Here is an 11,790-nt window from a genome sequence, read left to right as displayed (position 1 = left end):
GGGGGGGGGGGGGGGTCAGTGGATGATGCCGGTGCGCAGGGCCACGGCGACCATGCCGGCGCGGTCGCCCGTGCCGAGCTTGCGGGCGATGCGGGCCAGGTGGCTCTTGACGGTGAGCGCGGACAGGCCCATGGAGACGCCGATCGCCTTGTTCGACTGGCCCTCGGCGACGAGTCTGAGCACCTCCACCTCCCGGCCGGACAGCTCGCGGTAGCCACCCGGGTGGCTCGGGGAACCCGGGGGGCGGCGGTGCATACGGGCGGCGGCCGAGCCGATGGGGGCGGCGCCGGGTCGGGAGGGGAGCCCGAGGTTGGTGCGGGTGCCGGTGACGACGTAGCCCTTCACACCGCCCGCGAGGGCGTTGCGCACGGCGCCGATGTCGTCGGCGGCGGACAGGGCGAGCCCGTTGGGCCAGCCCGCGGCGCGGGTCTCCGACAGCAGGGTCAGGCCGGAGCCGTCGGGGAGGTGGACGTCCGCGACGCAGATGTCGCGGGGGTTGCCGATGCGGGGACGAGCCTCCGCGACGGACGAGGCCTCGATGACGTCGCGCACACCGAGCGCCCACAGGTGGCGGGTGACGGTGGAACGGACGCGGGGGTCGGCCACGACCACCATGGCGGTCGGCTTGTTCGGGCGGTAGGCGACCAGGCTTGCAGGCTGCTCGAGGAGAACGGACACCAGGCCTCCTGATGTGGGGGGTGCGGGGTGTGGGGGTGCGGGGGTGACGCTGGGGGTGCGCGCTTTCAAGGTCACAGTCACCTTCGGCACCGGACCGCTCGGCCTTTAGGGGATGATCACGATCTAGTGAGTAACAATCCGAGCAATTCGGACATGCGGTCGATCATTCGAAGACCGAACGGGCGCGGAGCCGGTCCGTCCGCGACGGTAATGCGGCGGCTTCGTGCCCGAATGTGGCCGTATCGACAAAGTGACGCGCAACCGTCGCGTCAGGACCGGTGGTGACCTCGGGCTACGTACGGCCGCTGCGGAGCCGCCCCGCGCTCGCGTTATGGGTGGGACAGCCGCTGTCCATCTTCGGGGACCGGCTGTACGCGATGGCGGTAATGTGAATCGCCATCGAGCGGTCAGTCCGGGGCGTTCGCGATGGGCGTGGCGATCGCCGAGTCCGTTCCGTACGTCGTGCTCGGCGCGGTCGGGCGCCGGGTCGTGGGCCGCTTCGGCTCGCTCCGGGCGCTGACCGCTTTGGCCCGCCGCGGCCCGGTGGCGCGGCAGGACCGCGCCCAGGAGTCGCGATCGGGATCCATGGCTTCGGCATCGCCGCCCACACCGTCGCCCTCGCGCTGCCCGCCTTCTATGCCTGGCATGGACGGTCTCCGGCACGGCCCTGGCGTCGATCGCGCTCGCGTATTCGGTCCCGGCACCCCTGGCACTGTCCGCAGCGCTCGGCGCGGTCAGCCCGTTGGTCCGGCCTCGCCCCACGCGGCAGCCCCGCACCCGACCAGGAACTCACCGAAGCGGGCGGGGGTGAGCTGACCGAAACCGCCGGCTCGTATCAGGCGCGTGGTCGTCCGCGCCGTCGCCGGCCCTCGGCACCCTGTGCCGCACCGCCCGAAGATGGGGCGGCGGAGCGGAGGTCACTTATGCCCGACGGCACTGACCAGCTTCGTCAGCGACGTGCCGTGCAGTCGCTTGAGCAGGAATCTTTTGATCTTTTGCAACTTGCAGTGCGCCAACCTGCTCTGCAGGATCAGGTCGTCCAGATGGTACGACTCCTCGACGAGCCTCGCATCAAGTTCGCCGTCGTCACGATCATCTTTTTTCGCGAGGCGTGCGAAGTGGCGTTCCTTGGTTTCGAGGCGTTCTTTCATCCACCCTAGTCCGAGCATCGAGTATTTGATGCCTACGGCGTAGCGACTCGTAGAGTGGTAGAGGTGCGATTGGAGCCTGCAGTCAAAAAGCTCCTCCCAGACGGGATAAAGGATCCTGAGGGCTACCGAAGAGATGCCTTTTTCTCGGATGTCCGTCAAATGGTCGGCGACTGCGTCCAGAGCGCACTGCAGTCTCTGGAATTCTGGCTTCTCAAGGAGGATTTCCAATGATTTTTTGCCGTAGAGGCTTACCCCCAGCGCGTAGTGATCACTTTCGAATCCGAATCCCGGAGACCATGCGCGCCCCGACTCCGCCGCCCCGGAGGCAGCATCGAGGTAGGCAGAACGATACGCGTCGATGTTCTCGTGCACCTCCTGCAGCGCGACGTCCAATTCGGAGAGCTTGGCAAGGAGTTCGGCAAGCATGCGGTTGACATCCTTTGCCGCCTCGTCCCTCGCCCTGATCCTGTCGATCAAGCTCCCGCTCCGAGTGAACGCGAAGACCCCGACAACCAGGACCAGGATCGGCACCCATGTCCTCTGCTCTGCGATCCGGGGAAGTTCATCTGCAATGATCTGGAAATCAGCCCTGGTTCTCCCGGGGTGCTCGTACCGATACACCACTGCGCCCGATGCGAGGAGGACCACGGATCGCCGACCAGCAAGATTGACAACCCTCTTCGGTGTCCGCGACAGCTGCTCCAGAGCGTTCCTCCTCCGTGTCATCCTTTCGAGCTTCTTCACAGTGACTTGTCTGACAAGGCGACGTGCTATCAAATAGCGAAGGAGCCGGACCGGGCTCTTTCGCCCCAGATTGGCCCGCGAACGCGGTAGTTCTTTCCGCCAGCCGGGGTCCCCCACGCGAGCGCCGAGCTCGCTGGCGCATTCCAGCACGTCTGCATACCAGATCCGCCGCTCGACGCGCACGCTTACCGCCGCCCAGAATTTGCTGGCCAAGAACCGGGCGACTGTGAGTGCGCCGAGCAGTATGACGGCAACGGTGGCGACCTTCAGGGGAATGGCAAGCCAAGGCTGTGTCACGCCGGCCTCAATGGAGGCGAAGAAGCTGTACAGCAATTCCGTTGATCCCTTCCCGGGGTTCCATGACAGGGAAGGTCAGTATCCGGGAAAGGTGCGGGGGCCTACATGAATTTTGAGGACAGCCTGAGCTTCGCCCGGCAAGCTCAAGGCGTTCGCGGCCCCCGTCGCTGCGGCAGTGTCACCACCGACGCGTCGCCCGGGCCGGCCGGTGGCAGGCCCGCGACCTGGGCCAGGAGGTCGCACCAGGCCGCCAGGTGCCCGGCCGCGTCCGGCACGCCGCCCAGGCCCTCGCGCGGCGTCCAGGACGCCCGGATCTCGATCTGCGAGGCGGACGGGCGGGCCGAGAGGCCGCCGAAGTAGTGGGAGCTCGCGCGCGTGACCGTGCCGCTGGGCTCGCCGCAGGACAGCCCGCGCGCCTGGAGGGCGCCGGTCAGCCAGGTCCAGCAGACCTCCGGCAGCAGCGGGTCGGCGGCCATCTCCGCCTCCAGCTCCGCCCGTACCAGGGTCACCAGCCGGAAGGTGCCCCGCCAGGCGTCGTGCCCGGCCGGGTCGTGCAGCAGGATCAGGCGCCCGTCGGCGAGGTCCTCCTCGCCGTCCACCACCGCCGCCTCCAGGGCGTGCGCGAACGGCGCGAGGCGCTGGGGCGGGCGCACCGCCTCCACCTCGATCTGGGGTCGCAGCCGGGCCGCCCGCAGCGCCTCGACGGCCGCCCGGAAGGGGCCCGGTACCTCTTCGGTGTCCTGCACATCGTCCATTCCGCCGGCGTCGTCCGACAGTCGTCCCTGAGCCGCAGCCATGCGGGGAAGGTTAAGCGGAACGGCGCCCCGGCGCCGGGAGGACACCCGTGCGCCGACGCGATGTCCGGATCACCACGTCCCGGGGGCGTGGGAGACTTGCGCCCGTGAGTGCCATCCAGAGCCCCGCGGGCCAGCAGCCGACCGCCACGTACGACTCCGCCTTCCTCAAGGCGTGCAGGCGTGAGCCTGTGCCGCACACCCCCGTGTGGTTCATGCGGCAGGCCGGGCGCTCGCTGCCGGAGTACCGCAAGGTGCGCGAGGGCGTGCCGATGCTCGAGTCCTGCGCGCGGCCCGACATGGTCACCGAGATCACCCTCCAGCCGGTGCGCCGGCACGGCGTGGACGCGGCGGTCTACTACAGCGACATCGTCGTCCCGCTCAAGGCCATCGGCATCGACCTCGACATCAAGCCCGGCGTCGGCCCGGTCGTCGAGCAGCCCGTGCGCACCCGCGCCGACCTGGCCCGGCTGCGCGACCTCACCCCCGAGGACGTCTGGTACGTCACCGAGGCCGTCCGGCAGCTCACCGGCGAGCTGGGCGCCACCCCGCTGATCGGCTTCGCCGGCGCCCCGTTCACCCTCGCGAGCTACCTCGTCGAGGGCGGCCCGTCCCGCACGTACGAGAACGCCAAGGCGATGATGTACGGCGACCCCGAGCTGTGGGCCGACCTCCTCGACCGCCTCGCCGACATCACCGCCGCCTTCCTGAAGGTGCAGATCGAGGCCGGCGCGAGCGCCGTACAGCTCTTCGACTCCTGGGCCGGCGCACTCGCCCCCGCCGACTACCGGCGCTCGGTCATGGCGGCCTCCGCCAAGGTCCTCGACGCCGTCGCCGGCTACGGCGTCCCCCGCATCCACTTCGGCGTCGGCACCGGTGAGCTGCTCGGCCCGATGGGCGAGGCCGGCGCGGACGTCGTCGGCGTCGACTTCCGCGTCCCGCTGGACGAGGCCGCGCGCCGGGTCGGCCCGGGCAAGGCGCTCCAGGGCAACCTCGACCCGACGGTCCTCTTCACCGACCGGGACGTCATCGAGGCGCAGACCGACCGGGTGCTCGACGCGGCGGCCGGCCTGGAGGGCCACGTCTTCAACCTCGGCCACGGCGTCATGCCGAACACCGACCCCGACGCGCTGACCCACCTCGTGGAGTACGTCCACGCGCGGACGGCCCGCTGACCCGCACACCCCCTCCAGAACCCCCGTAGGGCGCGACCGGTGAACGGTCGCGCCCTACGACGTCGATGCCCGCGTTCAGGTCACGAATGCATAACCGGCCGCCCGCTCCCTTTCGGTGCTAACACGTGTAACCTACGCTCCGCTCATCCACCCGCACCGCACCGCGAGGGGTCAGAATGAGCCATTCACTTTCCGAAGGCGGGGCGGCGGTCTCCGCGCCCGTCGCCGCCACGCCACTCCAGAGGCCCGCCGCCGCACCGCGCCGCCCCGGCCTGCTCGTCGCCACGCTGCCCCTGGCCAACGTCGCCCTCTACCTGCTGTGGCTCGGCGTCGGCAGCTTCCTGCTGCCGCTCCAGGTCGCGCAGATCACCGGCACCAACGACACCACCGCCCTGTCCACCGCCGGCACCACGGGCGCGGTGCTCGCCACCATCGGGAACCCGGTCTTCGGCCAGCTCTCGGACCGCACCCGCTCCCGGTTCGGCCGCCGCGCCCCCTGGATCCTGCTGTGCGCCGTGCTCGGCGCGCTCGCCCTGGTGCTCCAGGCGCAGGCCGCGACCATCGCCACCCTCGGCCTGAGTTGGGGCGTCGTGCAGTTCGTCATGAACGGCTACCAGGCCGCGCTGACCGCCACGATGCCCGACCGGGTGCCGCCCGTCCGGTACGGCACCTTCTCCGCCCTCGTCGGCCTCGGCGTCCCGCTCGGCACCATCGCCGCGGCACTGGTCATCGGCGGCGTGCCGGGCACGAAGTTCGGAGTGAGCGGGGTGATCGGCGGGTTCGGCGGCCGGTTCACCGGCGCGGACGGCTACTACCTGATCGCGGCGACCGTGGTGGCCGCCGCCCTGGTCTTCACCCTCGCGTCCCCCGACTCCGACGCCCGCGCCCTGCCCCGGGAGCCCTTCTCGCCGCGCGCCTTCCTGGCCAACTTCTGGGTGAGCCCGCGGCAACACCCCGACTTCGCCTGGGCGTTCCTGTCCCGGCTCGGCGTGCTGCTCGGCTACTTCATCGTCCTGACGTACAACCTGTACCTCCTCGCCGACCACATCCACATCCCGCCCCAGGACCTGCTGCCCACGGTCGGCTTCCTGATGGTCGTCAACGCGGTGTGCACCGTCGCCGCCTCCGTCCTGGTCGGGCCGCTGGTCGACCGGGTCGGCCGGGTCAAGCCCTTCGTGCTCGGCTCCGGCGTGGCGGCGGCGGTGGCCCTGACGATCCCGATCGCCTCGCCGACGGAGAACGGGATGCTGGCGTACAACATCGCCGGCGGCCTGGCCTTCGGGGTGTACATGGCCGTCGACATGGCCCTGATCACCAAGGTGCTGCCCCGCACCGAGGACGCCGGCAAGGACCTGGGCGTCATCAACATCGCCAACGCGGGGCCGCAGATCCTCGCCCCGACCCTCGCCGGCTGGATCGTCGCGGCCGGCGGCTACGAGGCGCTCTTCCCGGTCGCCGCCGTCGTCTCCCTCATCGGCGCCTTCGGGGTGCTGCGGGTGCGCGGTGTCCGCTGAGTCCTCTCGCCGATTCCCGTCTACGGAGGTCCCCGTGAAGAAGTACGTCAGCCACCGGCGTGCCGCGCTCGGCGCCGCCGCCACCGCCCTGCTCCTGGCCACCACGACGACGGCTACGGCGACCGCCGAGGCCCGCCGCCCGGCCGCGCCCGCGCACCGGCCCGCCGACCCGCGCCCCCTCACCGGCCTTCGGGTCCTCCTCACCAACGACGACTCCATGCGGATGGCCCGCCCCGACGCCTCCGACGGCAAGGGCCTCTACGAGGTGCGGCGCGCGCTGTGCGCGGCCGGCGCGGACGTCGTCGTCATGGCGCCCTGGGCCAACCAGAGCGGCGCCGGCACCGGCGCCACCGCCGGCGGCCGGCTCACCCTGGCCCGGCGCACCGCCCTGCCGGAGTCGTACGCCGGCGACTGCGCGACCGCCCCCGCCCGGGGCGCCGTCTACGGCGTCTGCAAGGGCGCGGCACCCTGCGGGCCCGACGCGCCGGGCGCCACCCCGGCCGACACGGTGCGCCTCGCGACCGGTGGGGCGCTGGCCGCGAAGGCCGGCTGGCGGGACGGGCCCTCGCTGGTCGTCTCGGGCAGCAACTTCGGGCCCAACGCCGCGTCGGTCGTCAACGAGTCGGGCACGCTGGGCGCCGCCTTGGCGGCGATCGACGAGGGAGTGCCCGCCGTCGCCCTCAACAGCTCCTACGACCCCGCCGCCCCGGCCGCCCCCGCGGTCACCGACCGCACCTACCGGGCGACCGCCGACTTCGGCGCCGGCTTCATCGGCGAACTGCGCCGCCGCCACCTGCTCCAGGCGCGGTACGTGGTGAACGTCAACCACCCGCACCTGGCGCCGGGTCAGCGGCCCCGCGGCACCGCCTGGACGTCCGTCGGCACCCGGCGCCTGGTCCGCCCCGTCTACACGGCCGAGGGCGCCGACACCTTCGCCGTCGGCGGGGCGCTCTGCGCGCCGGGCGCGGAGGGCTGCCGCCCCGAGCGCAAGCCCGACGCCGACTTCACGCTGCTCGAGCGGGGGTACGTGACGGTGACGCCGGTCGGCCCGGACCGCACGTACACCGGGCAGGACGCGGGCCGGCTCGCGCGGTACGTACGCGGTCGGGGCTGACGCCGGCCCCCTCACGGCACAGGTACGGCACAGGGCCCCGGCGCTCCCCTCCCCGCGCCGGGGCCCCGTCATGTCCGCCGGACGGGCCGTCAGATCCAGCCGTCCAGCGAGGCCAGGAAGCCCGCGGGGTCGTCCCGGTGGACGCAGTGCCCGGCGCCGGGGACCGTACGGATCTCGAAGCCGGCCTCCTTCAGCCGGGCCGCGTCTTCCGCCGTGAGGCACAGGCTGGGGTCGGCGAGCTGGACCAGGGAGGGCACCTCGGCGGCGGCCGGCAGGTAGTCCTGCGGGAAGGCGGGCAGGGCGGTGAAGAACTCCGGGTCGAACAGGGCGAACCCGGCCAGCTCCGCCGCCACGTCCGCCTCCGACCAGCGGGGGTTCATCGCGCGCACCGACTCCGCCGTGGCGGTGGCGGCCATCCGGGCCATGGCGGGGGTCGCCGTGGTGGGCACGTTGCCGAGCATGAAGCCCGGGTCGGAGTAGACCGCCCGGGCCGGGCGCAGCCGCCCCACGGCGTGCGCGAGCGCGAGCCCGCCCAGCGAGTGGCCGACGGCCAGGTCGGCGCCGGCCGGCAGGCTCTCCACCAGGTCGTCGGCGAGCAGCTCCGGGCGGTACGCGCCGCGCGGGCTGGCGCCGTGACCGCGCAGGTCGGGGGCGAGGACGCGGTAACCGAGCCCGGCCAAGTGGTCGGTGACGGCGTGCCAGGTGCGGTGGTCGGACATGCCGCCGTGGATGAGCAGGGCGGTGCGTTCGGCGGTGCCTTGCTCGTGGACGTTGAGTCGCACGGGGTCTCCTCTGGGGTGCGGGTCGGGCGGGTGCCGTCTGTGGACGCTCGCGAACGTGCGTTACACGTGTAACTGACAGTGTTGCGTCGCCTCTCCGCCGATTCAAGACCTTGGCGGCCCCGGCGGAGGTCAGTCCCGGGGCGTCCCGGTGGAGCCGCGCACCACGAGCGTCGGCTCCACGCCGCCCACCTCGGGCGGCGCCGCGCCCTCGATCAGCGCCGACACCAGCTCCGCGACCCGCGCCGGCGTCGGCCCGTCCAGGCGGATGCTGGTGAGGGAGGGGGACTGGAGCGCCGAGGGCACCAGGTCGTCGCAGCCCATGACGGCCACCGTGCCCGGCACGTCGGTGCCCGCCGCGCGCAGGGCGTGCAGCAGCAGGGTGGCGTACTCGTCGTTGTAGGCGAACACCCCGTCCAGGCCGAGCGCCCCGACCCGCCGGGCCACCTCGGCGGCGGAGTCACCGGTGTACGCCATGTCCAGCGCGACGACCTCGCCCTCGCCGGACGGCACCGCCTCCCGGGCCCCCTCCAGACGCGGCCCGGCGAAGGTCGCGAGGCCCCTCTCGTGCGGCATGACGACGCCGATGCGGCGCCGGCCGCGGGCGAGCAGGTGCCCGGCGGCGAGGGTGCCGATCCGGGCGTGGTCGAAGGGGACGAGGTGCACGCCCTCGGTGGGATGCCCGGCGAGGGCCACCACCGCCCGCACCCCGGCCCGGTGGAGTATCGCGGCGGCCACCGGATCCACGCCCTCCAGGGCCAGCACCGCGACCGGCCGCAGCTCGGCCCAGGCGCGGGCGGCGGACGTGCCGTCGGGGTAGCGCCCCGCGTGCAGCACGCTGGTGCAGCCGCGCCGCTCCAGCTCGCCGTGCAGGTCGTCCACCCACGCGCTGACCAGGCTGCCGAGCGCGGAGACGGAGGCCGGCATCAGCACCAGGTTGCTGCGCCCCGCCCGCAGCGAACGGGCCGCGGCGTGCGGGACGTAGCCCAGCTCGTCGGCCGCCCGCCGGACGCGCTCCCGCGTCGCCGCGCTGACCCGGCTCAGCTCGGTGTTGTTCAGGACGAAGGAGACGGTGGCCCGGGAGACCCCGGCCAGCCGCGCCACATCCGCGCTGGTGACGGCGGACGGCCGCGTCGGCTCACTCCCCATGGCGACCTTCCTCGGCTCGCGGAACGACCCGTCCGGCCGGTCGCGATTCACCCTATCGCGGCCGTCTCGGGGGCCCCGCTGTCACCAGTGGGCCTGCCGGGGCTGCCGGGCCCGCCGGCCGAAGAGGATGCCGGGCGGCTCCGGCGGTGGGGGAGTGCCGCGCCTGAGCGGCACCGCGATCAGCATGCCGAGGAGGAAGCCCGCCACATGGGCGCCGTAGGCGACGGTGCCCGCGTCGGCGGAGACGGCGCCGCCGTAGGAGTAGAGCGCCTGCAGGACGAACCAGAGGCCGAGGACCAGCCAGGCCGGGAGGCGGAGGGGCAGGAAGATCAGGAAGGGGACGAGGACCCAGACGCGGGCGCGCGGATAGAGGACCAGGTACGCGCCGAGGACGCCGGCGATCGCGCCCGAGGCGCCGATCAGCGGGGTGCGCGAGGCGGGGTCGAGGAGGGCGAAGCCGTAGGTCGCCGCGTAGCCGCAGACGCCGTAGAAGAGGAGGAAGGGGAGGTGGCCCATGCGGTCCTCGACGTTGTTGCCGAAGATCCACAGGAAGAGCATGTTGCCCAGCAGGTGCAGCCAGCCGCCGTGCAGGAACATCGCGGTCAGGACGCTGAGTTCGGGGGACTTGTCGTAGTCCGGCGGGCCGATCACGCAGCCCGCGCCCTGCGGGCCCGTCCCGGTGGCGCCGGTGGGGACCAGGCGCGGGAGGGTGTGGTGGATCAGCTCCTGCGGGACCGCGGCCCAGTGGCCGAGGAAGGCGTCCAGGCGGCAGGTCTGCGCCAGCGACGCGCCGCCGGTCAGGGAGTCGGCCATGCCGGGCATGGTCAGGAACACCGCCAGGTTGGCGGCGATCAGCGCGTACGTCACCCACGGGGTGCGGCGCGTCGGGTTCACGTCATGAACGGGGATGACCACGCAAGACATGTGCCCGACGGGCCGGGCGCGAACCGGTGTGCCCCCGGAACGCCTCCGTACGTGTCAGGGGGTGTGCGAGCGCACCGCCGCCACCGCCTTGCGGGCCGCCACCAGGACCGGGTCCCAGACCGGGGAGAACGGTGGCGCGTAGCCCAGGTCCAGGGCCGTCATCTGCTCCACCGTCATCCCGGCGGTCAGGGCCACCGCGCCGACGTCCACCCGCTTGCCCGCGCCCTCCCGGCCGACGATCTGCACGCCGAGGAGTCGGCCGGTGCGCAGTTCGGCCAGCATCTTCACCGTCATCGGCGACGCCCCCGGGTAGTACCCGGCCCGGCTGGTGGACTCGATGGTCACGGCCACGAAGCGCAGCCCCACCCGCTCCGCGTCCTTCTCGCGCAGCCCGGTCCGCGCGATCTCCAGGTCGCACACCTTGCTGACCGCCGTGCCGACCACGCCCGGGAAGGTGGCGTACCCGCCGCCCGCGTTGGTGCCGATGACCTGGCCGTGCTTGTTGGCGTGGGTGCCGAGCGGGATGTGCCGCTCCTGGCCCGAGACCAGGTCGAGCACCTCGACGCAGTCGCCGCCCGCCCAGATGTCCCGGTGCCCGCGCACCCGCATCGCCTTGTCGGTCAGCAGCCCGCCGTGCGCGCCCAGCGGCAGCCCGGCGTCCGCGGCGAGCGCGGTCTCGGGGCGCACACCGATGCCCAGCACCACCACGTCCGCGGGGAACTCGGCGTCCTTCGTGACCACCGCCCGCACCCGCCCGTCGTCGTCGGTGGCCAGCTCGGTCACCTCCGCGTCGTTCACCATCGTGATGCCGAGGCCCTCCATCGCCTCGTGCACCAGGCGGCCCATGTCCGGGTCGAGCGTGGACATCGGCTCCCGGCCGCGGTTGACGACCGTCACCTCGTAGCCCCGGTTGATCAGCGCCTCGGCCATCTCCACGCCGATGTACCCGGCGCCGACCACCACCGCGCGCTTCCCCCGCGCCCCCTTCAGCGTGTCGAGCAGCGCCTCGCCGTCGTCCAGCGTCTGCACCCCGTGCACCCCGGCCGCGTCGACGCCCGGCATGTCGGGCCGGATCGGGCGGGCGCCGGTGGCGACGACCAGCTTGTCGTACGACGTCCAGGACTCGGCCCCGGTGGCCACGTCCCGGGCGCGGACCCGCCGGCCGCCCACGTCGAGCGCGGTCACCTCGGTGCGCATGCGCAGGTCGATGCCGCGCGCCCGGTGCTCCTCGGGGGTGCGGGCCACCAGGTCGTCCGGCTCGTCCACGTCGCCGCCGACCCAGTACGGGATGCCGCACGCGGAGTACGAGGTGAAGTGGCCGCGTTCGAAGGCCACGATCTCCAGCTCGTCCTCGCCCCGCAGGCGGCGGGCCTGCGACGCGGCGGACATCCCCGCCGCGTCGCCGCCCACCACGACCAGCCGCTCCCGCTCACCGTTGCGCGTCATGCGGGACACGCTACGTGGGCGCGGG

The 11,790-nt window shown here is 72.8% G+C and carries 10 protein-coding genes; 3 read left to right on the top strand and 7 right to left on the bottom strand.

What is annotated here, in order from left to right:
• Positions 1–15: 15 nt before the first annotated feature.
• From ACGFZL_RS12260 to ACGFZL_RS12250, 3 genes are all read right to left on the bottom strand, one after another.
• Positions 16–678 carry a response regulator transcription factor gene (locus tag ACGFZL_RS12260; protein ID WP_143638412.1) on the bottom strand — a complete coding sequence of 221 codons (663 nt, stop codon included), beginning with the start codon at positions 676–678 and terminating at the stop codon, positions 16–18.
• A gap of 917 nt (positions 679–1,595) precedes the next feature.
• The gene (locus tag ACGFZL_RS12255) at positions 1,596–2,906 is read right to left on the bottom strand and encodes a hypothetical protein (protein ID WP_393690848.1); all 1,311 of its coding nucleotides are present in this window, start codon (positions 2,904–2,906) and stop codon (positions 1,596–1,598) included.
• Between the two features lie 107 nt (positions 2,907–3,013).
• Positions 3,014–3,667: a DUF3000 domain-containing protein gene (locus ACGFZL_RS12250; protein WP_393690846.1), complete on the bottom strand. Its 654-nt coding sequence runs from the start codon at positions 3,665–3,667 to the stop codon at positions 3,014–3,016.
• Positions 3,668–3,771: 104 nt separating this feature from the next.
• Between ACGFZL_RS12250 and hemE the strand changes: the two genes are divergently transcribed.
• The 3 genes from hemE to ACGFZL_RS12235 all read left to right on the top strand — a co-directional run bounded on the left by hemE (position 3,772) and on the right by ACGFZL_RS12235 (position 7,467).
• Entirely contained in the window at positions 3,772–4,839 is a 1,068-nt protein-coding gene (gene hemE / locus ACGFZL_RS12245; RefSeq protein WP_393690844.1) for a uroporphyrinogen decarboxylase, read from the top strand.
• A 176-nt stretch (positions 4,840–5,015) separates the two neighbouring features.
• On the top strand, positions 5,016–6,353 hold the full coding sequence (locus tag ACGFZL_RS12240; RefSeq protein ID WP_393690842.1) for an MFS transporter: 1,338 nt from the start codon (positions 5,016–5,018) through the stop codon (positions 6,351–6,353).
• Positions 6,354–6,387: 34 nt separating this feature from the next.
• Positions 6,388–7,467: a 5'/3'-nucleotidase SurE gene (locus tag ACGFZL_RS12235; RefSeq protein ID WP_393690840.1), complete on the top strand. Its 1,080-nt coding sequence runs from the start codon at positions 6,388–6,390 to the stop codon at positions 7,465–7,467.
• Positions 7,468–7,556: 89 nt separating this feature from the next.
• Here ACGFZL_RS12235 and ACGFZL_RS12230 read toward each other — a convergent pair whose 3' ends face one another.
• The 4 genes from ACGFZL_RS12230 to ACGFZL_RS12215 form a co-directional block, all read right to left on the bottom strand.
• Positions 7,557–8,249 carry an alpha/beta fold hydrolase gene (locus ACGFZL_RS12230; protein ID WP_393690838.1) on the bottom strand — a complete coding sequence of 231 codons (693 nt, stop codon included), beginning with the start codon at positions 8,247–8,249 and terminating at the stop codon, positions 7,557–7,559.
• A gap of 129 nt (positions 8,250–8,378) precedes the next feature.
• On the bottom strand, positions 8,379–9,395 hold the full coding sequence (locus ACGFZL_RS12225; protein WP_393690836.1) for a LacI family DNA-binding transcriptional regulator: 1,017 nt from the start codon (positions 9,393–9,395) through the stop codon (positions 8,379–8,381).
• A gap of 81 nt (positions 9,396–9,476) precedes the next feature.
• Positions 9,477–10,310: a rhomboid family intramembrane serine protease gene (locus tag ACGFZL_RS12220; protein ID WP_393690834.1), complete on the bottom strand. Its 834-nt coding sequence runs from the start codon at positions 10,308–10,310 to the stop codon at positions 9,477–9,479.
• Between the two features lie 63 nt (positions 10,311–10,373).
• Positions 10,374–11,765: an FAD-dependent oxidoreductase gene (locus tag ACGFZL_RS12215; RefSeq protein WP_393690832.1), complete on the bottom strand. Its 1,392-nt coding sequence runs from the start codon at positions 11,763–11,765 to the stop codon at positions 10,374–10,376.
• Positions 11,766–11,790: the final 25 nt, after the last annotated feature.

The sequence above is a fragment of the Streptomyces sp. NPDC048182 genome (assembly GCF_043202555.1).
GTDB lineage: Bacteria > Actinomycetota > Actinomycetes > Streptomycetales > Streptomycetaceae > Streptomyces.
The sequence above is the reverse complement of the archived record's forward strand: the minus strand, read 5'-3'. Positions and strand labels throughout refer to the sequence as shown.

What these genes read in the sequence shown, in the direction of transcription:
- ACGFZL_RS12250 (WP_393690846.1), bottom strand. Translation starts at nt 3,667, where the DNA reads ATGGCTGCGGCTCAGGGACGACTGTCGGACGACGCCGGCGGAATGGAC.
- ACGFZL_RS12240 (WP_393690842.1), top strand. Translation starts at nt 5,016, where the DNA reads ATGAGCCATTCACTTTCCGAAGGCGGGGCGGCGGTCTCCGCGCCCGTC.
- ACGFZL_RS12225 (WP_393690836.1), bottom strand. Translation starts at nt 9,395, where the DNA reads ATGGGGAGTGAGCCGACGCGGCCGTCCGCCGTCACCAGCGCGGATGTG.
- ACGFZL_RS12215 (WP_393690832.1), bottom strand. Translation starts at nt 11,765, where the DNA reads ATGACGCGCAACGGTGAGCGGGAGCGGCTGGTCGTGGTGGGCGGCGAC.